At 70.0% G+C, this 21,191-nt stretch carries 19 protein-coding genes; 13 read left to right on the top strand and 6 right to left on the bottom strand.

Features of this window, described 5'->3' with window-relative positions; genetic code table 11:
- Positions 1 to 18: 18 nt before the first annotated feature.
- On the bottom strand, positions 19 to 876 hold the full coding sequence (gene tcdA / locus PL79_RS15405; RefSeq protein WP_044848556.1) for a tRNA cyclic N6-threonylcarbamoyladenosine(37) synthase TcdA: 858 nt from the start codon (positions 874 to 876) through the stop codon (positions 19 to 21).
- Between the two features lie 128 nt (positions 877 to 1,004).
- On the opposite strand from tcdA, the gene pdxH reads away from it, so the two are divergent.
- The 3 genes from pdxH to PL79_RS15390 all read left to right on the top strand — a co-directional run bounded on the left by pdxH (position 1,005) and on the right by PL79_RS15390 (position 4,355).
- Positions 1,005 to 1,649 (top strand): pyridoxamine 5'-phosphate oxidase, encoded by a 645-nt coding sequence (pdxH, locus tag PL79_RS15400; protein ID WP_044848555.1) that lies wholly within the window; start codon positions 1,005 to 1,007, stop codon positions 1,647 to 1,649.
- Positions 1,650 to 1,779: 130 nt separating this feature from the next.
- Positions 1,780 to 3,000, top strand: coding sequence for an SAM-dependent methyltransferase (locus tag PL79_RS15395; RefSeq protein WP_044844454.1), 1,221 nt, complete (start codon positions 1,780 to 1,782; stop codon positions 2,998 to 3,000).
- A gap of 23 nt (positions 3,001 to 3,023) precedes the next feature.
- Complete coding sequence (locus tag PL79_RS15390) at positions 3,024 to 4,355, top strand: DUF72 domain-containing protein (RefSeq protein WP_044844455.1); 1,332 nt, start codon at positions 3,024 to 3,026, stop codon at positions 4,353 to 4,355.
- A gap of 63 nt (positions 4,356 to 4,418) precedes the next feature.
- Here the strand turns inward: PL79_RS15390 and msrA are convergent, their stop codons facing one another.
- Positions 4,419 to 4,979 (bottom strand): peptide-methionine (S)-S-oxide reductase MsrA, encoded by a 561-nt coding sequence (gene msrA / locus PL79_RS15385; protein ID WP_044844456.1) that lies wholly within the window; start codon positions 4,977 to 4,979, stop codon positions 4,419 to 4,421.
- 574 nt (positions 4,980 to 5,553) lie between these two features.
- Here msrA and PL79_RS15380 point away from each other — a divergent pair.
- The 3 genes from PL79_RS15380 (at position 5,554) to PL79_RS15370 (ending at position 8,448) form a co-directional block, all read left to right on the top strand.
- Positions 5,554 to 6,960 carry a selenium-binding protein SBP56-related protein gene (locus tag PL79_RS15380; RefSeq protein ID WP_044844457.1) on the top strand — a complete coding sequence of 469 codons (1,407 nt, stop codon included), beginning with the start codon at positions 5,554 to 5,556 and terminating at the stop codon, positions 6,958 to 6,960.
- Positions 6,957 to 7,622: a hypothetical protein gene (locus PL79_RS15375; protein ID WP_044844458.1), complete on the top strand. Its 666-nt coding sequence runs from the start codon at positions 6,957 to 6,959 to the stop codon at positions 7,620 to 7,622. The genes PL79_RS15380 and PL79_RS15375 overlap by 4 nt, the downstream gene beginning before the upstream one ends.
- 316 nt (positions 7,623 to 7,938) lie before the next feature.
- Positions 7,939 to 8,448 (top strand): flavin reductase family protein, encoded by a 510-nt coding sequence (locus tag PL79_RS15370; protein ID WP_044844459.1) that lies wholly within the window; start codon positions 7,939 to 7,941, stop codon positions 8,446 to 8,448.
- Here PL79_RS15370 and PL79_RS15365 read toward each other — a convergent pair.
- Positions 8,435 to 8,935 (bottom strand): Lrp/AsnC family transcriptional regulator, encoded by a 501-nt coding sequence (locus tag PL79_RS15365; protein ID WP_044844460.1) that lies wholly within the window; start codon positions 8,933 to 8,935, stop codon positions 8,435 to 8,437. The genes PL79_RS15370 and PL79_RS15365 overlap by 14 nt on opposite strands.
- 130 nt (positions 8,936 to 9,065) lie before the next feature.
- On the opposite strand from PL79_RS15365, the gene kynB reads away from it, so the two are divergent.
- The 6 genes from kynB (at position 9,066) to PL79_RS15330 (ending at position 16,595) form a co-directional block, all read left to right on the top strand.
- Positions 9,066 to 9,707, top strand: a complete 642-nt coding sequence (kynB, locus tag PL79_RS15360) for an arylformamidase (RefSeq protein ID WP_044844461.1) — start codon at positions 9,066 to 9,068, stop codon at positions 9,705 to 9,707.
- Between the two features lie 55 nt (positions 9,708 to 9,762).
- Entirely contained in the window at positions 9,763 to 11,019 is a 1,257-nt protein-coding gene (gene kynU / locus PL79_RS15355) for a kynureninase (RefSeq protein WP_044844462.1), read from the top strand.
- A gap of 92 nt (positions 11,020 to 11,111) precedes the next feature.
- A complete protein-coding gene (kynA, locus tag PL79_RS15350) occupies positions 11,112 to 12,038 on the top strand; it encodes a tryptophan 2,3-dioxygenase (protein ID WP_044844544.1) in 927 nt (308 codons plus the stop codon).
- A 480-nt stretch (positions 12,039 to 12,518) separates the two neighbouring features.
- Positions 12,519 to 13,913, top strand: a complete 1,395-nt coding sequence (dalD, locus tag PL79_RS15340) for a D-arabinitol 4-dehydrogenase (RefSeq protein WP_044844464.1) — start codon at positions 12,519 to 12,521, stop codon at positions 13,911 to 13,913.
- Between the two features lie 127 nt (positions 13,914 to 14,040).
- The gene (xylB, locus tag PL79_RS15335; protein ID WP_044844465.1) at positions 14,041 to 15,522 is read left to right on the top strand and encodes a xylulokinase; all 1,482 of its coding nucleotides are present in this window, start codon (positions 14,041 to 14,043) and stop codon (positions 15,520 to 15,522) included.
- Positions 15,523 to 15,638: 116 nt separating this feature from the next.
- A complete protein-coding gene (locus tag PL79_RS15330) occupies positions 15,639 to 16,595 on the top strand; it encodes a sugar-binding transcriptional regulator (RefSeq protein ID WP_044844466.1) in 957 nt (318 codons plus the stop codon).
- A gap of 13 nt (positions 16,596 to 16,608) precedes the next feature.
- Here PL79_RS15330 and PL79_RS15325 read toward each other — a convergent pair whose 3' ends face one another.
- Positions 16,609 to 17,847, bottom strand: coding sequence for an MFS transporter (locus PL79_RS15325; protein ID WP_044844467.1), 1,239 nt, complete (start codon positions 17,845 to 17,847; stop codon positions 16,609 to 16,611).
- Positions 17,844 to 19,046: a serine hydrolase domain-containing protein gene (locus PL79_RS15320; RefSeq protein WP_044844468.1), complete on the bottom strand. Its 1,203-nt coding sequence runs from the start codon at positions 19,044 to 19,046 to the stop codon at positions 17,844 to 17,846. The genes PL79_RS15325 and PL79_RS15320 overlap by 4 nt, the downstream gene beginning before the upstream one ends.
- A gap of 113 nt (positions 19,047 to 19,159) precedes the next feature.
- Between PL79_RS15320 and PL79_RS15315 the strand changes: the two genes are divergently transcribed.
- Entirely contained in the window at positions 19,160 to 20,044 is an 885-nt protein-coding gene (locus PL79_RS15315) for a LysR family transcriptional regulator (protein WP_044844469.1), read from the top strand.
- Between the two features lie 13 nt (positions 20,045 to 20,057).
- Here the strand turns inward: PL79_RS15315 and PL79_RS15310 are convergent, their stop codons facing one another.
- The gene (locus PL79_RS15310) at positions 20,058 to 21,167 is read right to left on the bottom strand and encodes an ABC transporter ATP-binding protein (protein ID WP_044844470.1); all 1,110 of its coding nucleotides are present in this window, start codon (positions 21,165 to 21,167) and stop codon (positions 20,058 to 20,060) included.
- Positions 21,168 to 21,191: the final 24 nt, after the last annotated feature.

Genomic DNA, 21,191 nt, shown 5'->3' with positions numbered 1-21,191 from the left:
CGTCGCTCGACGCCCCGATCAACCCGCGGCCCGCGCCGCGATCGCCCGCAACGCATGCGCGGCGGCCGCGAAACCGAAGCTCGCGGTCACGCACACGCTCGAACCGAACCCCGCGCAGTTGAGCCCCGCGACATGCGCGGCGGTCGACGGCTCCGCGCCATCCTCGATGTCGCACGCGGCCGCTTCCGGATAGATCAGCGGCTCGTCCGAATACACGGCGCTGACCTTGAAGCGCGCCTTCGGCCCGCGCGGAAAGCCGTGCTGCTTGCGCAACTGCGCACGCACCTTCGACAGCAGCGGATCCTGGATCGTCAGCGCGAGATCGTCGATGCGGATGCGCGTCGGGTCAAGCTGCCCGCCTGCGCCGCCGACCGTGACGAGCGGCTGCCCTTTCGCGACGCACCACGCGATCAGCGCGACCTTCGTGCGCACGCTGTCGATCGCGTCGATCACGTAGTCGAAGCCGCCGCCGAGCAGCGCGTCGAAGTTGTCGGGTTCCGCGAAATCCTCGATCCGGTTCACGCGGCACGCGGGATCGATCAGCGCGATCCGCTCGGCCATCGCGTCGACCTTCGGCTTGCCGTAATTGCCGTCGAGCGCGTGGATCTGCCGGTTCGTATTGCTTTCGGCGACGTTGTCGAGATCGATCAGCGTCAGCGTGCCGATCGCGCTGCGCGCGAGCGCCTCGGCCGTCCACGACCCGACGCCGCCGATGCCGATCACGGCCACGTGCGCGCCCTCGAACGCGGCCAGCGCCGGGGCGCCGTACAGCCGCGCGATGCCGCCGAAGCGGCGCTCGCGATCCACGTCAAGCTGGATTGTCGGGGTCGGGGTAAGATCAGAGGAACTGAGCGGGGCGGTGTCGGCAGCGGACATGGCAGCAAGGAAAACGTAAGTCGAGCAGCCCTCTATTTTGCCTGAACTCCCCGCCGGCACGCGCCACTGTGCACGCACGATTCTCGCGCGTTCGCTATACTGGCCCCAGATTGAAGCGTTTGCATAACATGACGACTCTCGCCGATCTCCGCATCAACTATTCGCGTGCTTCGCTCGACGAAGCCGATGCCGCCCCCGACCCCTTCGCCCAGTTCGATCGCTGGTTCAAGGAGGCGCTCGCCGCCAAGCTCCCCGAGCCCAATACGATGACGCTCGCCACCGTCGGCGACGACGGCCGGCCGTCGGCACGCATCGTGCTCATCAAGGCTGTCGACGAACGCGGGTTCGTCTTCTTTACCAATTACGAAAGCCGCAAGGGGCGCGACCTCGCCGCCCATCCGTACGCGGCACTGCTGTTCTACTGGATCGAGCTCGAGCGCCAGGTGCGCATCGAGGGCCGGATCGAAAAGACCAGCGCCGACGAAAGCGACCGCTATTTCGCGTCGCGCCCGCTCGGCTCGCGCATCGGTGCGTGGGCGTCCGAGCAGAGCGCCGTGATCGACAGCCGCGCGACGCTCGAAGCGCGCGAGAAGGACGTGGCCGAACGCTACGGCGAGAACCCGCCGCGCCCGCCGCACTGGGGCGGCTATCGCGTCGTGCCCGACGCGATCGAGTTCTGGCAGGGCCGCCCGTCGCGGCTGCACGACCGCCTGCTCTATACGCGCGACGCCGCTGCGGCGTCGGGCTGGACGATCTCGCGCCTGTCGCCGTAAGCCGAACCGCGGCCGCGGTGCCGCTCGCCGGTCGTGTCTCGTGTTGCATCCGGGCGCCCGCCTCGCAGGAGGCGGGCGCCGGTCAAGATACTTGGCTGTATTCGATTCAACGAACAAACGGAGAATCCAAATGTTCTGGGAAAAGAAGCTGGCACAGTGGGCGGACGAAGTACGGGCGAAAGCGAACATACCGGCGCGCCTCGTGCTGTGGAACGGCGATCAACTCGATTTCGGCACCTTCAGCGCACCGCAGGTCACGCTGAAGGTCAACAGCGCGTCGGCGCTGCCGCTCTTGCTCGAACCGAGCCTCGACAATCTCGGCGAGGCGTACGTGAAGGGCAAGATCGACATCGAAGGCCGGCTGTCGGACATCATCAACATCAGCTATTCGCTCGCGCGCAGCACGGTCACGAGCGCGAGCAAGCTCGCGCGCGTGAAGCGCTACTTCAATCACACGAAGAACACCGACCGGAAGGCGATCCAGTATCACTACGACGTCTCGAACGAGTTCTACCAGCTGTGGCTCGACGAGAACATGGTGTACTCGTGCGCGTACTTCGAGAACGGCGACGAGGATCTCGCGACCGCGCAGATCAAGAAGATCGACCACATCCTGACCAAGATCCAGCTGGAGCCCGGCCAGCGCCTGCTCGACATCGGCTGCGGCTGGGGCGCGCTCGTGCTGCGCGCCGCGCAGAAGTTCGGCGCGACGTGCCTCGGCGTGACGCTGTCGCAGAACCAGTTCGATCTCGCGACCGCGCGCGTGAAGGCCGCCGGGCTCGAGGGCCAGATCGAGATCCGCCTGCAGGACTACCGCGAGATCGACGGGCAGTTCGACCGCATCACGAGCGTCGGGATGTTCGAGCACGTCGGCCGCAAGAACCTGCCGCTCTATTTCTCGCGCGTGCACGACCTGCTGACCGACGACGGCGTCGCGATGAACCACGGGATCACGTCGACCGACGCGGAAAGCGGCGAAACGGCGCTCGGCGGCGGCGAATTCATCGACCGCTACGTGTTCCCGGACGGCGAGCTGCCGCACATCAGCCTCGCGCTCGAAGCGGCGCAGCGCGGCGGGCTCGAGGCGATTGACGTCGAAAGCCTGCGGCGGCACTATGCGCGCACGCTCGACATCTGGACCGAGAACTTCGAGGCGAAGGCGGACCAGGCGCGCGCGCTCGTCGACGACGAGAAATTCCGCATCTGGCGCGTGTACCTCGCCGGTTGCGCGTATGCGTTCGAGCACGACGACGTGTCGATCTTCCAGATCGTGTGCCGCAAGGCCGGACGCAGCGCGAAAACGCTGCCGTGGTCGCGGCGCTACATGTACGAACACACGCTGCCGCGCTAGGCGGCACTTCACGCTGGGCATGCATGGGTGACGGCAGGACGCGGCGCAATACGGCGCCGCAACGACAGCAGCGCGACGAACCGGACGGATCGCACGCCGACGGGCAGTTCGACCTGTTCGGTGGCGGTGGCGCGCCGCCCGCCGACGCGCGCGCGGCTGCGCCCGCGGATGACGACAACCCTGCCGGCGCCGACGCACGCGTGACGCCGGACGAGCACGACGCTGCGCGGCCGGCAAAGTCGCCCGCGCGCCCCGGCCGTGCATCGCCCCGCCCTTGCGCCGACCAGGAGCCGGTGGAACCGCCCCCCGCCTCCGGCCTGCTGTGGGACGAACCGTCTCCACCGGCCGCGCCGCCGAAGAAAAGCCGGCGCCGGCGCGGCGTGCCGCCCGCCCCGGTTTCCGCGGAAGTCGCCGCCGCCGCGGCCGCGCTGCCGCCCAATGTGCGGCTCGGCACGTCGTCGTGGTATTTCCCCGGCTGGGACGGCATCGTCTACGACGGCGATTTCGCGCAGACGAAGCTATCGCGCGAAGGGCTCCAGGCGTACGGCGCGCATCCGCTGCTGAAGAGCGTGAGCCTCGACCGCTCGTTCTACGGGCCGCTGTCGGTGGCCGATTACCTGCGCTACGCGCAACAGGTGCCGGACGACTTCCGCTTCGTCGTGAAGGCGCCGGCGTCCGTCACCGACGCGGTCGTGCGCGGCAGGCGCGGCGAGCCGTCGGGCCCGAACCCGACCTTCCTCGACGCGCAGCTCGCCACCCGGGAATTCGTGCAGCCGTGCGTCGAAGGGCTCGGCAGGAAGGCCGGCGTGCTGGTGTTCCAGTTCTCGCCGATGCCCGATCAACTGCTCGCCGAGCCGGCCGCGCTGATCGACCGGCTGTCGGCATTCTTCGCGGCATTGCCGCCGCTGCCGCCGGACGCCGACGGCACGCGCTACGCGATCGAGATCCGCGACGCGAGCCTGCTCACGCCGCGCTTCATCCGCGCACTCGCGGCGCTCGGCGTGCGCTACTGCGTCGGCCTGCACGCGCGGATGCCCGACCCGCTGCGCCAGGCGGCCGCGCTCGCGCTGCTCGACGGCGATGCGCCGGGCCCGCTGATCGTGCGCTGGAGCCTGCACGGCGGCTTCAAGTACGAACAGGCGAAGGCGAAGTACGAGCCGTTCGACAAGCTCGTCGACGAGGACCCGGCCACGCGCGCGGCGCTCGCCGAGCTGGCCGCGCGCTACGCGCTGGCCGGACAGCCGGTGATCATCACGATCAACAACAAGGCGGAAGGCTCCGCGCCGCTGTCGTGCCTCGCGCTCGCGCGCGAGATCGCCGCCGCGTGCGCGCACTGGCGCAGCGAGGCGGCGTAGGGGTCGCGGCGCGGGTGCCCGCGCCGCTTGCGGCCGACGTGCCGCTTGCGGCTGATGCGTCGATTACGCGCCGCGCTGCGACTTCAGCCGGTGCGAGAACTTCTGGCGGAATTTCGCGAGCTTCGGCCCGATCACGACCGAGCAGTAGCCCTGCCCCGGATTGCGCGCGTAATAGTTCTGATGATAGTCCTCGGCCGGCCAGTAGTTGCCGTCGAGCGGCACGACCTGCGTGACGATCGGCTGCCCGAACACCTGCTCGCGCTCCAGTTCGCGGATCACGTCGAGCGCGACGTCGCGCTGCGCGTCGGAATGCGTGAACACGACCGACCGGTATTGCGTGCCGACGTCGTTGCCCTGCCGGTTCAGCTGGGTCGGATCGTGCGTCGCGAAGAAGATCTCGAGGATCTCGCGATAACCGATGCGCGCCGGATCGAACGTCACGTTCACGACCTCCGCGTGACCGGTGTCGCCGTCGCAGACGTCCCGATAGCCGGGATTGCGCGTATGGCCGCCCGCATAGCCCGACTGGACGGCCGTCACGCCGTCGACGTCGAGAAACACGGCCTCCGTGCACCAGAAGCACCCGCCGCCCACAGTCGCGGTTTCAAGCATCTCGTTCACCATGAAATCAGTACCTCGTTGAAGACGGCGGCCGGCACGCAGGCGCGTGCCGGCGCCGCCGGTCCTTATCACCACTGCCCGGCCGCTGCCCGGTTGCCCGGCGCGCAGCGGCAGCGTTCAAGTATCTCACTCGCGCGCGAATCCGGCAGAACCGCATGCGCGGCGCGCACCACCGGCTGCACGTTTCTCGACTACACTTAGGCACGCTTCGCCGCGACGGCACACCGTCCGGCTGCACGCAGCGTCCGATGCATGCCCGCCCTGATGCCAACAACATCTGCCGGAACATCGATATGCACGCCTCAGCAGAAATCACCCGCATGGCGGGCCTGACCACCGGTGCCCCGCGCGCCGTCGCGTTCACCGCACCCTCGCGTCACCGTGCGCCCGTTGCGCCGCCTGCGCGACGATCCGGCGCGCCGCGTTTCCCCGCTTTCCCGACCTGATGCAGCGCACCGCGCGTCCTGCAATCGCGCGCAACCGCCGGCGCATTCCCGTCACGCAACCTGTTCGACCCGCACGCCCGCAGTGAACGGCCGTGCGCCGGTGATCCGATACAACCGAGAGAGGCACCACGATGAGCATGCGGCCTGACCCGACCTTTCACGCTTCGCCGGAACTTGCGATGCAGGCGCCGGCGGAGGAATTTGCCTATACGTTGTTGCTGAGCCCTGATTTTTCCAGGCCCGACGCGCTTGCCGTGATCGACGTGAAACCCGGCTCGGCGACCTACGGCAAGATCGTGCACACGGTGACGATGCCGAACACCGGCGACGAATTCCACCACTTCGGCTGGAATGCGTGCTCGTCGTCGCTGTCGCCGCTGACCGGTCACGCGTTTCTCGAGCGCCGCTTCCTGATCATCCCGGGCCTGCGCTCGTCGCGGATCTACGTGATCGACACGAAGCCGCACCCGACGCAGGCGCGCATCCACAAGATCATCGAGCCCGGCGAGGTGTTCGCGAAGACCGGCTATTCGCGGCCGCACACGGTTCATTGCGGCCCCGAGGGCATCTACGTGAGCACGCTCGGCGGCGCGGGCCCGGACGGCACCGACGGCGCGCCCGGCATCTTCATCATGGACTGCGAGACCTTCGACGTGCTCGGCCGCTGGGAAATCGACCGCGGCCCGCAGGACAAGCATTACGACTTCTGGTGGAACCTGCCGCGCGACTACATGGTGTCGAGCGAATGGGCGCTGCCGCCGCAATTCGAGAACGGCATCGTGCCGGAAGACCTGCTCGCGAACCGCTACGGCCACCGGCTGCATTTCTGGGACCTGCGCGCGCGGCGCAACGTGCAGACGATCGATCTCGGCGCGCAGCACCAGATGGCGCTCGAAGTGCGGCCCGCGCACGATCCGGTGCGCGAATACGGGTTCGTCGGCGTCGTGGTCGACACGACCAATCTCGAAGGATCGATCTGGACCTGGTGGCGCGAGGACGGCCAGTTCCATGTGGAGAAGACCGCGACGATCCCGCCCGAGCCGGCCGCCGCCGACGAACTGCCGCCGCTGCTCCAGGGATTCGGCGCGGTGCCGCCGCTCGTGACCGACATCGACCTGTCGCTCGACGACCGTTTCCTGTACGTATCGTGCTGGGGCACGGGCGAGATGCGTCAGTACGACGTGTCGGATCCGCGTCACCCGGTGCTCGCCGGGTCGGTGCGCATCGGCGGGATCGTGCGCCGCGCGCCGCACTCGAGCGGCCGCGCGTTCGCCGGCGGCCCGCAGATGGTGGAAATCAGCCGCGACGGCCGGCGCGTGTACTGGACCAACTCGCTCTACTCGACGTGGGACGACCAGTTCTATCCGGACGGCGTGCCGGCCGCGCAGGTGCTCGCGCATGCGGGGCCGGACGGCGGGCTGACGCTCGCCGACGACTACTGGGTCGAGTTCCCCGACGGCTATCGCGCGCACCAGATCCGGCTGGAAGGCGGCGACTGCTCGACCGACTCGTTCTGCTATCCGTCGGTCAAGCGTTGAGCGCCGGCCTCTCCGCGCCGCTCGCGCTGTGGGCGGCCGTGCTCGCGAGCGGCGTCTATCACGGGCTCAATCCGGCGATGGGCTGGCCGCTCGCGGTGTCGAACGCGTTGATGACGCGCCGCGGCGGCGCGCTCGTCGCGGCGCTCGGCTATCTCGCGCTCGGCCATGCGCTCGCGGTATTCATGGTGATGCTGCCGTTCGGGCTGCTCGCCGCGCTGCTCGCGTGGCAGACGGCGATCCGGATCGGCGCGAGCGCGCTCGTGATCGGCTTCGGCGCGGTGCTGCTGATCCGGCGGCGCCACCCGCGTGCACTCGCCCGGATTCCGCCCGCGCGGCTCGGGCTGTGGTCGTTCGCGGTCGCGCTCGCGCACGGCGCCGGGCTGATGCTGGTGCCGATCTATCTGGGGCTTTGCGGGCTCGACACGGACGCCGGCGATCGCGCGGCGGCCACGCTCGTCGACGCGCATCTCGGGATGGCGCTCGTCGTCGCGGCCGTGCACGCGGCCGCGATGATCGGCACGGGCGGCGTGCTCGCGTGGCTCGTGTACCGCTATCTCGGGCTGAAGTTCGTCGCGCGGAGCTGGTTCAACCTCGATGCGGTGTGGGCGTCGAGCCTGATCCTGACGGGTGCGCTGTCGCTCGGGCTGGCGGCGGCGCGGTAGCGCACGCGCGATGGCTGCCGCGGCGGTCGCGCGTGATGCAGGGCGTGGCGGATGGGCGGGCCGCCGACCGCGCGCGATAAAACACGCCAGAAACGCCTCCGCGGGCCCGATCGCGGCGCCGGGCGACTGTGTTCGCTACCTCACGCTGGCCCCGCAATGCACCGTCCGCACGGGCCCGGCGGTCGCGATTCCGCTAAAATCGCGCCATGCGCACCACTTCCCGACCGACCGCCCTGGCCTTGCCGCCTTTCGTCCGCCGCGCCTCCCGCACCCGCCGCGCGCCGCGCCTGTCCGTTTCGATCCGGATGGCCGCCCGATGAAGCATGCCACCCCGCCCGATTTCGACTCGGCCGCCTTTCGCCAGGCGCTCGGCCAGTTCGCGACCGGCGTCACGGTCATCACGACGCGTGCGCCGTCCGGGCAGCTGATCGGCATCACCGCGAGCTCGTTCAACTCGGTGTCGCTCGATCCGCCGCTCGTGCTGTGGAGCCTCGCGCACAAATCGGCGTCGACGCCGGTGTTCCGCAGCAACAGCCATTACGTGGTGAACGTGCTCGCGGCGTCGCAGCTCGACCTGTGCAAGCGCTTCTCGACCTACAAGGGCGACCGCTTCGAAGGGATCGCGCACGCGGCCGGCAACTCGGGCATGCCGGTGCTCGACGGTGCGCTCGCGTGGTTCGAATGCCACAACCGCAGCCGCTACGACGAAGGCGACCATGTGATCTTCGTCGGCGAAGTGGAACGCTGCGGCGTGCGTGCCGTGTCGGATGCCGCTCCGCCGCTCGTGTTCCACGGCGGCGGCTTCCACGGCCTCACACCGCTTTGATCGCCCCCATGCGCGCCAGCCCGACCGGCGCGCCCGCTTCGTCCTTCAGCGTCTGCAGCACGATGTTCGAACGGATGTCCATCACGCCCGGCGCCTTGTAGAGCCGGTTCAGCACGAAATCCGAATAGTGCTTGAGGTTGTGCGCGAGCACGCGCAGCAGGTAGTGGCTCTCGCCCGTCACGACGAACGCGCCGACCACCTCCGGCCATTCGCGCAGCGCCTCCGCGAAGCGCTCGTGCCATTGATTCTCTTCGTTGCGCATCGACACCTGCACAAACGCCTCGAGCTCGAAGCCGAGCTTCTCGCGGCTCAGGCACGCGCGATAGTGCTCGATCACGCCCTGCTCCTCGAGCAGGCGCATCCGGCGCAGACAGGCGGATGGCGAAAGCGAGATGCGCTCCGCCAGATCGAGATTGCTGATTCTGCCCTCTTCCTGCAGGACCGCCAGAATCCGGCAGTCGGTGGCATCGAGCGTGATCGCGTGCATTTTTGGTCCCCATTTTCCCTCTGAGTCGAATTATCTGCCAATCGGGCGGATTGTCCATGTTTATTTCGCAAGCACTTTCTGCGAGCGTCCACCTATCATTCGAAGCATCGATTCACCGACTCGTCATGCCATGGACACACTCTGGGACATCTCGCCGCCCGTCAGCCCCGCCACCCCCGTGTGGCCGGGCGACACGCCGGTTTCCGTCGAACGCGTATGGCGGATGGAGGCCGGCTCGCCGGTCAACGTCGCGCGCCTGACGCTGTCGCCGCATACCGGCGCGCACTGCGACGCGCCGCTCCACTACGACGCCGACGGCGCGCCGATCGGCGCGGTGCCGCTCGACACCTATCTCGGCCCGTGCCGCGTGATCCACTGCATCGGCGCATCGCCGGTCGTGCGCCCGGCCGACCTCGAGGCCGCGCTCGCCGGCGTGCCGCCGCGCGTGCTGCTGCGCACCTATGCGCGCGCCAGCGTCGCGCAATGGGACAGCGGCTTCTGCGCGGTCGCGCCCGAGACCGTCGACCTGCTCGCCGCGCACGGCGTCAAGCTGATCGGCATCGATACGCCGTCGCTCGACCCGCAGGAATCGAAGACCATGGATGCGCATCACCGCGTGCGCACGCACCGGATGGCGATCCTCGAAGGGATCGTGCTCGACGACGTGCCGCCCGGCGACTACGAGCTGATCGCGCTGCCGCTGAAGTTCGCGACGCTCGACGCGAGCCCCGTGCGTGCGGTGCTGCGCGCGCTGCCCGGCCGGTCCTCCTGATTCATCCAACCATCGACCCGCGAACCACTCGTCCGCGAACTACTGACCCGACATCATGATCATCAAGACCCGTGAAGACGCGCTCGCCCTCGACCGCGACGACCCGCTCGCCGCGCTGCGCGACCAGTTCGCGCTGCCCGACGGCGTGATCTATCTCGACGGCAACTCGCTCGGCGCGCAGCCGCGCGCATCGGCCGCCCGCGCGCAACAGGTGATCGGCGCCGAATGGGGCGACGGCCTGATCCGCAGCTGGAACACCGCCGGCTGGTTCGCGCTGCCGCGCCGCCTCGGCGACAAGCTCGCGACGCTGATCGGCGGCGCGCCCGGCGAAACCGTCGTGACCGACACCATCTCGATCAACCTGTTCAAGCTGCTGTCGGCGATGGTGCGCCACCAGGCCGAACGCGCGCCGGAGCGCCGCGTGATCGTGTCGGAGCGCTCGAACTTTCCGACGGACCTGTACATCGCGCAAGGGCTGATCGAACAGCTCGGCGGCGACTACGAGCTGCGCCTGATCGACGATCCGGCGGACCTGCCCGACGCGCTCGGCGCGGACACGGCCGTCGCGATGATCACGCACGTGAACTACCGCACCGGCTACATGCACGACATGCCGGCCGTCACGCAGCTCGTGCACGATGCGGGCGCGCTGATGCTGTGGGATCTCGCGCATTCGGCCGGCGCGGTGCCGGTCGACCTGAACGGCGCGCACGCGGACGGCGCGGTCGGCTGCACGTACAAGTACCTGAACGGCGGCCCCGGTTCGCCGGCGTTCGTGTGGGTGCCGCAGCGCCATCTCGCTCACTTCTCGCAGCCGCTGTCGGGCTGGTGGGGCCACCGCGCACCGTTCGCGATGCAGCCGGGCTTCGCGCCCGATCCGGGCATCGCGCGCTTCCTGTGCGGCACGCAGCCGATCGTGTCGATGTCGATGGTCGAATGCGGGCTCGACGTGTTCCTGCAGACCGACATGCACGCGATCCGCCGCAAGTCGCTCGCGCTGACCGACGCGTTCATCGCGCTCGTCGAAACGCGCTGCGCGGGCCTGTCGCTGAAGCTCGTCACGCCGCGCGCGCATCACCAGCGCGGCTCGCAGGCGAGCTTCGAGCATCCGCACGGCTACGAGGTGATGCAGGCGCTGATCGCGCGCGGCGTGATTGGCGACTACCGCGAGCCTTACGTGCTGCGCTTCGGCTTCACGCCGCTCTATACGCGCTTCGTCGACGTGTGGGATGCCGTCGAGACGCTGCGCGACATCCTCGCCACCGACGCGTGGAAGGCGCCCGAGTTCGCCGAGCGCGGCGCGGTGACCTGATCGCTTCCAGCCCGGCGCGCGCCGCCGCGACGTGCGGATTGCGCGCCGCGCCCCGTCATTCAAATCTGGAGAAAGTCGTGAATTCTGGTCATATTCAGCCACCCGGCGACGATGCGCCGGCGGGCTGCCCGTTCTCGGGCGCACGCGCGGCCCAACCGGCTCATGAAGCGCCGCACGTGCCCGGCGAAGCCACCGCTCAAGCCGGCTGGCACGATGCGCAGCTCGATTTCTCGAAGTCGATGAGCTACGGCGACTACCTGTCGCTGAATGCGATCCTCGACGCGCAGCATCCGCTGTCGCCCGATCACAACGAGATGCTGTTCATCATCCAGCATCAGACGAGCGAGCTGTGGATGAAGCTCGCGCTGTTCGAGCTGCGCGGCGCGCTCGACGCGGTGCGCGGCGACGCGCTGCCGCCCGCGTTCAAGATGCTCGCGCGCGTGTCGCGGATCCTCGAGCAGCTCGTGCAGGCGTGGAACGTGCTGTCGACGATGACGCCGTCCGAGTATTCGGCGATGCGGCCGTATCTCGGCCAGTCGTCGGGGTTCCAGTCGTACCAGTACCGGCAGCTCGAATTCCTGCTCGGCAACAAGAACGTGCAGATGCTGCAGCCGCATGCGCACCGGCCCGACATCCTCGAACAGGTGCGCGCGACGCTCGAGGCGCCGTCGTTCTACGACGAGGTCGTGCGCCTGCTCGCGCGGCGCGGTTTCCCGATCGCGCCCGAACGGCTCGAGCGCGACTGGACGCAGCCGATGCGTCACGACGAAACGGTCGAGGCCGCGTGGCTCGAAGTCTATCGTCACCCGCAGCAGCACTGGGAGCTCTACGAGATGGCCGAGGAACTCGTCGATCTCGAGGATGCGTTCCGCCAGTGGCGCTTCCGTCACGTGACGACCGTCGAGCGCATCATCGGCTTCAAGCAGGGCACCGGCGGCACGAGCGGCGCGCCGTATCTGCGCAAGATGCTCGACGTCGTGCTGTTCCCCGAGCTCTGGCACGTGCGCACCACGCTGTAACGCACGCCTCGCGCCCGCGCGTCACGACGACGTGCGGGCCGGCGCCTCCCCTTCGCGCGGCAACGCGCGTTCGTGCGCGAGCCGCGGAATGTGCCGGCGCGGCCGGGATCGCCGGCATATCGCCGTATCGTTGCGGCGCCGCACCATCCGCTGCGCATGCTCGCCGTGTTCCGACGGCGCCAAGGCATCCTGCCGGGGCGGCCAGCCCGCTCGCTGCTCGACGAACTCGTCGCATCGAATCTCGACGGACGCTTGCGCCTTGCGCCTTGCGCCTTGCGCCATCCGCCTTCCGCCTTCCGCCTTCCGCCTTCCGCCTTCCGCCTTCCGCCTTCCGCCTTCCGCCCACGCGCCGCCGCAGCGCACCATCGAAATGCCGCGTCCGCGCCTTGACTTTCGTTCGCCCGAATACGATCATTCGCTCACACAAAGAGCAAATGATCGTATTCGACAGGAAAAACTGGCACGAACAGGAGACACCGGATGAGCGAATCGCCCTCCGCCCACGCGCCCGTGCTGCTGCACATCGGCGCAGGCTCGTTCCACCGCGCGCACCAGGCGTGGTATCTGCACCGCGTGAACGCGGCCGTGCCGGCCGACGAACGCTGGTCGCTGACCGTCGGCAACATCCGCGACGACATGCGCGCGACGATGGACGCGCTCGCGGCGCAGCACGGCGCCTACACGCTCGAGACCGTCACGCCGCAGGGCGAGCGCGCGTACGAGACGGTCCGCGCGATCTCGCGCGTGCTGCCGTGGTCGATCGATCTCGCCGCGCTGATCGACGCCGGCGCCGACCCCGCGTGCCGGCTCGTGTCGTTCACCGTCACCGAAGGCGGCTACTACCTCGACGAACACAACCGGCTCGACCTCGCGAACGCCGATCTCGCGGCCGACCTGCAAGGCGCGCGCACGACGCTGTACGGCGCGCTCGCGGCGCTGCTCGCCGAACGCGCGAAACGCGGCGCGGGCCCGCTCACGCTGCAGAGCTGCGACAACCTGCGCAACAACGGCGCGCGCTTTCGCGCGGGCATGCGCGAATTCCTCGAACGGCGCGGCGAGGCCGATCTGCTCGCGTGGTTCGATGCGAACGTCGCGACGCCGAGCGCGATGGTCGACCGCATCACGCCGCGCCCGACCGCCGACGTGCGCGAACGGGTGCGCGCGGCAACCGGCGTCGACGACGCGTGTCCGGTGATGGGCGAGTCGTTCATCCAGTGGGTGATCGAGGACCGCTTCGCGGCGGGCCGGCCGCGCTGGGAGCTGGCCGGCGCGGAACTGGTCGACGACGTGCATCCGTACGAGGAAGCGAAGATCCGCATCCTCAACGCGACGCACAGCTGCATCGCGTGGGCCGGCACGCTCGCGGGCCACACGTACATCCACGAAGGCACGCACGACGCGGCGATCCGCCGCTTCGCGCACGACTACGTGACGCAAGACGTGATCCCGTGTCTCAGCCCGAGCCCGCTCGATCTCTGGCGCTACCGCGACGTCGTGCTCGAACGGTTCGGCAATCCGTACGTGCTGGACACGAACCAGCGCGTCGCGGCCGACGGCTTCTCGAAGATTCCCGGCTTCATCGCGCCGACGCTCGCCGAATCGCTCGCACGCGGCGCGGCGCCGGTCGCCACTGCCGTGCTGCCGGCGCTGTTCCTGCGCTTTCTCGAACGCTGGGCGCGCGGCTTGCTGCCGTATGCGTACCAGGACGGCGTGATGGACGACGGCGCCGCGCGGGCGATCGTCGAGGCCGACGACCCGGTCGTCGCGTTGTGCGCGAGCCGCGCGCTGTGGGGCTCGCTCGCCGGCAACGCGGCGTTGTTCGACGCGCTGCGCGCCGGGCTCGCACGCGTCGACGCATGGCTCGCGCAGCGCTGACGCACGGCGGCCCGCGGCCCCGCAGCCGGCCGCCCGCGAGCGGCCGCGCATTCGGGCGAACCTGCGTTGGCAGGCGCGCGCGCGTGCGGCTAAAGTAGCGGCTCCTCACTGACGGAACGGATCGCTCATGTATCTCGGCATCGACCTCGGCACCTCGGAAGTGAAGGTGCTGCTGCTTGCTCCGGACGGCACCGTGGTCGGCACCGCCGGCACGCCGTTCAGCGTGTCGCGGCCGCACCCGCGCTGGGCGGAACAGCATCCGGACGACTGGTGGCAAGGCACGCTCGCCGCACTCGCGGCGCTGCGCGAACGGCATCCGCAGGCCTTCGCGCAGGTGCGCGGGATCGGCCTGTCGGGCCAGATGCACGGCGCGGTGCTGCTCGGCCGCGACGACCGCGTGCTGCGCCCCGCGATCCTGTGGAACGACATGCGCAGCGCCGACGAATGCGCGCTGCTCACCGAACGCGCGCCCGATCTCCATGCGCTGGCCGGCAACCTCGCGATGCCCGGCTTCACCGCGCCGAAACTGCTGTGGGTCGCGAAGCACGAGCCCGACGTGTTCGCCGCAACGGCCTGCGTGCTGATGCCGAAGGACTACCTGCGCTTCCGGCTCACCGGCGCGAAGGTGTCCGATCCGTCCGACGCGGCCGGCACGTTGTGGCTCGACGTCGCGCGCCGCGACTGGTCCGACGCGCTGCTCGCCGCGTGCGACATGACGCGCGCCCAGATGCCGCGCATCGTCGAAGGCAATGCGCCGTCCGGCACGCTGCGCGCCGACGTCGCGCGCGAACTCGGGCTGTCGGAGGCCGTCGTGGTGGCGGGCGGCGGCGGCGACAACGCGACGAGCGCGCTCGGCATCGGCGCGATCCACGCGGGCGACGGCTTCGTGTCGCTCGGCACGTCGGGTGTGCTGAGCGTGGTCGGCGACCGCTTCATGCCGAATCCGGCATCGGCCGTGCATGCGTTCTGCCACGCGATTCCCGATCGCTGGCAACTGATGAGCGTCGTGCTGTCGGCCGCGAGCTGCCTGCGCTGGGTCTGCAAGCTGACGGGCACCGACGAGCCGGCGCTGCTCGCCGAAATCGCGGCGCTCGACGCGGACGCGCTCGCGACGGCGCCGCTGTTCCTGCCCTACCTGTCCGGCGAACGCACGCCACACAACGATCCGTATGCGCAGGGCGTGTTCTTCGGGATGACGCATGCGACCGAGCGCGCGCATCTCGGCTACGCGGTGCTCGAAGGCGTGACGCTCGGCCTCGCGGACGGCCTCGACGCGCTGCACGCGGCCGGCGTCGAAACCGACCGGCTGTCGCTGATCGGCGGCGGCGCGCGCAGCGCGTTCTGGGCGCAGCTGATCGCCGACGCGCTGGACGTGCGCACCTGCCAGCACGGCGGCGGCGAAACGGGTGCGGCACTGGGCGCCGCGCGGCTGGGCTGGCTCGCCGTCGGCGGCGATCCGCAAGTCGTGCTGACCAAGCCGCCGGTGCGCGCCGAATACGTGCCCGACGCCGCGCGTCATGCGCTGCTGCGCGAGCGCCTCGACGCGTTCCGCGCGCTGTATCGCCACGTGCGCCCGCTTTACGAACCGTCGCGCGCGCGGCTCGCGTAGGCGGCGACGCAGGGCGGCCGTCGGCCGCCCGCCGCGCATGCGTTACAGTGGATGCCGTTGCGCCGCCCGACGGCCGGTCCGCGGGCGGCCCCCCAGATCCGAACCGAACCGCTATCGTGTCCAAGTCCTCAGAAAAACTCGATCTCGCCACGCGTGCCGCGTGGCTCTACTACGTCGCGGGCGACACGCAGAACGAAATCGCCGAGAAGCTGCAGGTGTCGCGCCCGGTCGCGCAGCGCCTCGTCGCGTTCGCGGTCGAGAAGAACCTGATCCGCGTGCGCGTCGATCACCAGCTCGCCGACTGCCTCGAGCTCGGCGCGCAGCTGTCGAAACGCTACGGGCTTACGATGTGCGAAGTCGTGCCCGTCGATGCCGATGCGGCCGAAGCGATCGACCGCAAGCTCGCGGTCGCCGGCGCGCAGGTGATGGAGCGCTACCTGAACGAGACGCGGCCGATGGTGATCGCCGTCAGCAGCGGCCGGACGCTGAAGGCGGCGGTCGCGCAGATCGCCCAGATCGAGCGGCCGCAGCACCGGCTCGTGTCGATGGTCGGCGCGATCGCCGCCGACGGCTCGTCGAACCGCTACGACGTCGCGCAGTACATCTCCGAGAAGACCGGCGGCAAGCACTTCCTGCTGCCCGCGCCGCTGTTCGCCGACAGCGACGCCGAGCGCGCGCAATGGTGCAATCACCGGCTGTACCGGATCGTCGACGCGCTGTCGGCGCAGGCCGACGTCGCGTTCGTCGGGATCGGCAACATCGGTCCGCACTGCCCGCTCTATGAAGACGGCTTCATCACCGAACAGGAACGCGACGAGATGACCGCGCTCGGCGCGGTGGCCGAACTGCTCGGCGTGCCGATCGATGCGCAGGGCCGGCTCGTCGACGTGTCGACGAGCGCACGCGTGACGAGCGTCGCGCTCGACGCGCCGCCGAAGCGCCCGACGATCGCGTTCGCGGGCGGCCCGAAGAAGCGCGACGCGGTGATCGCCGCGCTGCGCGGCGGCTGGCTGTCGGGGCTCGTCACCGACGAAACCTGCGCGCGCGCGGCGCTCGACGCGAAGGCGGCCTGACGCCGCCGCACGCTCACGCGGCCGCGCGCGGCGCCGGAAACGCATGCCGGCGCGCGCGCCATGCGCCGAGCCACGCAGCCGCCAGCAGCGCGACCAGCACCCACGGAATCGCACCCGCGCCCGTCGCGCCGAGCAGCATCCCGCCCGCGATGCCGCCGCCCGCGATCGCGAGGTTCCACACCGTCACGAGCATCGACTGCGCGACGTCGGCCGCATCGCCCGCCGCGTTCGCGGTGGCCGTCTGGAACAGCGTCGGCGCGCCGCCGAACGCGAGCCCCCACAGCGCGACACCCGCATAAACGATCGTCATCCCGGACCCGGCACCGAGCATCGCCGCCGCAAGCGCGAACAGCGCGATGCTCGCGAGCGTCAGCCGCCGCTGCGCGGCGCCGATCCATGCGCCCGTCAGCGCGATGCCGACCAGCGACGCGATACCGAACACGAACAGCACCGCATCGACCTGCGCGCCCATCCGCACGCCGGCAAGGAACGGCGCAACGTACGTGTACAGCATGTTGTGCGCGAGCACATAGGCGAACATCACGACCAGCACCGGCCGCACGCCGGGCAGTGCGATCACGCCGAGCACCGGCTCGCGGGCGCCGGCGGGCTGCCCCGGATAGTCGGGCACGCGCAGCCGGATCCAGCCGATCAGCGCGAGCGCCGCGACCGTGATGCCCGCGAACGCGATGCGCCAGCCGAACATCGCGCCGAGCGCGGTGCCGGCCGGGATGCCGATCGACATCGCGACCGGCGCGCCGAGCATCGCGACCGCGATCGCCCGGCCGCGCAGCGATGCGTCGACCATCCGGCTCGCATAGCCGGCCAACAGCGCCCACAACAGCCCGGCCGACATGCCCGCGACGAAGCGCGCGGCGAGCGTCAGCGCGTAGTACGGTGACGCGGCCGTCAGCGCATTCGACACGACGAAGCCCGCCAGCGCCGCGAGCAGCAGCCGGCGCCTGCGCATCGCGCGCGTCGCGGCGACGAGCGGGATCGCCGCGACGATCGAGCCGAGCGCGTAGACGGTCACGAGCTGGCCGATCAGCGCCTCGGTCACGCGCAGGTCGATGCTCATCAACGGGAGCAAGCCGGCCGGCAACGCTTCGGTGAGGATCGTGATGAAACCGGCGGTCGCGAGCGCCAGCAGGTTCGCGACCGGCAGGCGTTCGCGCACCGGTGCGGACAGATCGGACGCAGGGTCGGCGACGCGGTCGGAAGCGCGGTCGGGAACGGATACGCACTCGCTCATGCCGCGCTCCGGTCGTCGACGCCGTACACCGCATCGCGCACGTCGGTCACGACACGCCCGTGCATCCCTTCGTACAACGTATTGGTCAGCGCGACGACCGTCAGCCCGGCCGCGCGGTCGACGAACCACGCATGCCCGTACGCACCGCCCCAGCGCCACGTGCCGACCGACTCCGGCGACTGCGCGGCCGCCGGATCGCGCAGCACCGAAAAGCCGAGCCCGAAACCGAATCCCGGCGCGTCCGGCAGGTCGTGCGCGCCCGGCTGCACGCGCGACATCTCGTCGATCCAGCGGCGCGCGAGCCAGCCGTCGCGGCCGGTGCGCAACGCATCGAGCAGCGTCATGCAGTCGCGCGCGGTGCCCACCATACCCGCGCCGCCCGACGGCCACGCGGCCGCGTCGAACGCGCGCGCCGGCGCGAAGCGGATGCCGACCGTGCCGTCGTACACCGGCGCGAGATCGTCGTCGGCCATCCGGCGCGGCGCGCCCGGCGTGCTGACGTACGGTGTCGCGAAGCGCGCGGCGTCATTCGAGTAGAACGCGGTGTCGGTCATCCCGAGCGGCGTCGTGACGAGCGCGGCCACGGCTTCGGCGAGCGGCCGGCCGTCGACCGCCTCGATCAGCGCGCCGACCACGTCGGTCGCGAGCGAGTAGTTCCACGACGTGCCGGGCGCGAATTGCAGCGGCACGCCGGCGATGCGCCGCACGTTCTCCGCGAGCGACAGGTCCGCGCGGTCCATCCCGTCGGACACGCCGGCACGCGCATACGGGCCGTCGGCGTCGGCTTCGAGGAAGCGGTAACCGAGCCCGGCCGTATGCGAAAGCAGATGACGCAACGTGATGTCGGCCGGCGTGCCGTCGGGCAGCGTCGGCCGGAACGCGGGCAACCAGCGCGCGACCGGCTCGTCGAGCCCGATGCGCCCCGCCGCGACCAGCCGCATCGCGGCGGCCGTCACGATCGGCTTCGATACCGATGCGAGCCGGAACAGCGCGTCCTCGCGCATCGGCGTGCCGGCCTCGCGATCGGCGAGACCGGCCGCGCGCGCATAGCGAAGTTGGCCGTCGCGGGCGACCAGCACGACCGCGCCGACCACGCGCGCATCGGCCAGCGCGCGATCGAGCGCGGCGTCGAGGCGCTCGGGCAGCGCGGCGTCGGCGTCCGGTTCGGCGCGGTGGGCGGTGACAGGCAGGGATGACATGGCGTGACCTCGAACAGTGAAGGAACGCCCATCGTAGGGAGCCGGCGCGAGAAGAAAAACCGGGTTAGAGTTCCGGACACTCCGGACATCGGTGTCCGCAATCGGGGACCAGCATGGAAAATCTTGGCGGTTTCGTCGTGTTCGTCCAGGTCGCGGAAACGCGCAGCTTCGTCGCGGCCGGCCGCGCGCTCGGGCTGTCGGCGTCGGCGATCGGCAAGCGCATCGCGCGGCTCGAGGCGCGGCTGAACGTGCGCCTCTTTCACCGCAGCACGCGCAGCATCACGCTGACCGCGGAAGGCACGCGCTTCCTGGAACGGTGCCGGCGCGTGATCGCCGAGATCGACGCGGCCGAGCAGGAACTGACGCACAGCGCCGAAGCGCCGCGCGGGCGCCTGCGCGTGAGCCTGCCGACGATCGGCACGCTGCTGCTGCCGCTGCTCGCCGATTTCATGGCCGCGTATCCGGAGATCGAACTCGACATCGATTTCAGCGACCGCCTCGTCGACGTCGTCGAAGAAGGTTTCGACGCGGTGCTGCGCACCGGCCAGCCGACGGATTCGCGGCTGTCGTCGCGGCTGCTCCGCCATTTCCGCCAGCACCTCGTCGCGGCGCCCGACTACCTCGCGCGGCACGGCACGCCGCGCACGCCGGCCGATCTCGCGCAGCATCGCTGCCTGCACTACCGCTTTCCGAGCAGCGGCAAGCTCGAGACCTGGCCGCTGCGCGTGCCGCACGCGAGTACGCCGCCCGAGGTGCCGGTCGCGATGGTCAGCAACAGCGCGGAAGCGCGCCTGTGCTTCACGCTGCGCGGGCTCGGCATCGCGTGCCTGCCCGAGTTCTTCGTGCGCGACGCGCTCGACGACGGCACGCTGTGCGCGGTGCTCGACGAACACGTCGCGAGCTGCACGCCGATCTACGTCCTGTGGCCGTCAGGCCGCCATCCGACGCCGAAACTGCGCGCCTTCGTCGATTACATGGCCGAGCATCTGCGGCTCTGACCGGCGCGCGCCCTCACGCCGCCTTCGCGTGCGCGCTCAAGCGCCGGAACGCCTGGCCTTGCTCGTCGAACAGGTGGCAGTGCTCGGCCTGCGCATGCACGTGCAGCGCCTCGCCGGTGCGGTACGTATCGAGCGGCGGAATCCGCGCGATCAGCCCGTCCGGCGCGACGGCCGACTCCGCATACAGGTACGCGGCATCGCCGAGCGATTCGACGGCCATCGTCCGCGCGGCCACGCCGGTCTCCGCCTGCCCCACGATCAGATGCTCGGGCCGCACGCCGACGGTCACCGCCGCGCCGCGCAACAGCCCGGCCGCCTCGACCGCGACGCGCTGCGTCTCGCCGCTGCCGAAGCGCACCAGCACGCCGGCCGCGTCGACCGACTCGACGGTGCCTTTCAGGAAGTTCATCTTCGGCGAGCCGATGAAACCCGCGACGAACTGGTTGGCCGGCGCGTGGTACAGCGCGTTCGGCGTGCCGACCTGCTGCACCGCGCCGCCCGACAGCACGACGATCTTGTCGGCGAGCGTCATCGCCTCGACCTGGTCGTGCGTCACGTAGATCATCGTGGTCTTCAGCTCGTCGTGCAGCCGCGCGAATTCCAGCCGCATCTTCACGCGCAGCGCCGCGTCGAGGTTCGACAACGGCTCGTCGAACAGGAACACCTTCGGCTTGCGCGTGATCGCGCGGCCGATCGCGACGCGCTGCCGCTGGCCGCCCGACAGCTGCTTCGGCTTGCGGTCGAGCAGGTGGTCGATGTGCAGGATCTTCGCGGCCTGCTTCACCGCCTGGTCGATCTCGGGCTTCTTCGCGCCGGCGAGCTTCAGGCCGAACGCCATGTTGTCGTACAGCGTCATGTGCGGGTACAGCGCATACGACTGGAACACCATCGCGATGCCGCGCTTCGCGCTCGGCACGTCGTTGACCTTCGCGCCGTCGATCAGCAGTTCGCCGCTCGAGATGTCCTCGAGCCCGGCGATCATCCGCATCAGCGTGGATTTGCCGCAGCCGCTCGGCCCGACGAACACGACGAATTCGCCGTCGGCGATGTCGAGGTTCACGTTGCGCAGCACTTCGGTGTCGTCGTAGCGCTTCGCGATGTTGCGCAGGAGCACGCTTGCCATGGTCTGTCTCCGTTCGTTCGTGAT

It is taken from the genome of Burkholderia sp. USMB20, from assembly GCF_000949135.2.
In the GTDB taxonomy this organism is placed as follows: domain Bacteria; phylum Pseudomonadota; class Gammaproteobacteria; order Burkholderiales; family Burkholderiaceae; genus Burkholderia.
The sequence above is the reverse complement of the archived record's forward strand: the minus strand, read 5'-3'. Positions and strand labels throughout refer to the sequence as shown.

Bases quoted from the DNA above. Each gene is read 5' to 3' on its own strand.
- kynB (WP_044844461.1), top strand. From the start codon at position 9,066: ATGGACACACTCTGGGACATCTCGCCGCCCGTCAGCCCCGCCACCCCC.
- PL79_RS15395 (WP_044844454.1), top strand. From the start codon at position 1,780: ATGTTCTGGGAAAAGAAGCTGGCACAGTGGGCGGACGAAGTACGGGCG.
- msrA (WP_044844456.1), bottom strand. From the start codon at position 4,979: ATGGTGAACGAGATGCTTGAAACCGCGACTGTGGGCGGCGGGTGCTTC.
- PL79_RS15315 (WP_044844469.1), top strand. From the start codon at position 19,160: ATGGAAAATCTTGGCGGTTTCGTCGTGTTCGTCCAGGTCGCGGAAACG.
- PL79_RS15390 (WP_044844455.1), top strand. From the start codon at position 3,024: ATGGGTGACGGCAGGACGCGGCGCAATACGGCGCCGCAACGACAGCAG.
- PL79_RS15370 (WP_044844459.1), top strand. From the start codon at position 7,939: ATGAAGCATGCCACCCCGCCCGATTTCGACTCGGCCGCCTTTCGCCAG.
- PL79_RS15325 (WP_044844467.1), bottom strand. From the start codon at position 17,847: ATGAGCGAGTGCGTATCCGTTCCCGACCGCGCTTCCGACCGCGTCGCC.
- dalD (WP_044844464.1), top strand. From the start codon at position 12,519: ATGAGCGAATCGCCCTCCGCCCACGCGCCCGTGCTGCTGCACATCGGC.
- PL79_RS15380 (WP_044844457.1), top strand. From the start codon at position 5,554: ATGAGCATGCGGCCTGACCCGACCTTTCACGCTTCGCCGGAACTTGCG.
- tcdA (WP_044848556.1), bottom strand. From the start codon at position 876: ATGTCCGCTGCCGACACCGCCCCGCTCAGTTCCTCTGATCTTACCCCG.
- PL79_RS15320 (WP_044844468.1), bottom strand. From the start codon at position 19,046: ATGTCATCCCTGCCTGTCACCGCCCACCGCGCCGAACCGGACGCCGAC.
- PL79_RS15310 (WP_044844470.1), bottom strand. From the start codon at position 21,167: ATGGCAAGCGTGCTCCTGCGCAACATCGCGAAGCGCTACGACGACACC.
- xylB (WP_044844465.1), top strand. From the start codon at position 14,041: ATGTATCTCGGCATCGACCTCGGCACCTCGGAAGTGAAGGTGCTGCTG.
- pdxH (WP_044848555.1), top strand. From the start codon at position 1,005: ATGACGACTCTCGCCGATCTCCGCATCAACTATTCGCGTGCTTCGCTC.
- kynU (WP_044844462.1), top strand. From the start codon at position 9,763: ATGATCATCAAGACCCGTGAAGACGCGCTCGCCCTCGACCGCGACGAC.
- PL79_RS15365 (WP_044844460.1), bottom strand. From the start codon at position 8,935: ATGCACGCGATCACGCTCGATGCCACCGACTGCCGGATTCTGGCGGTC.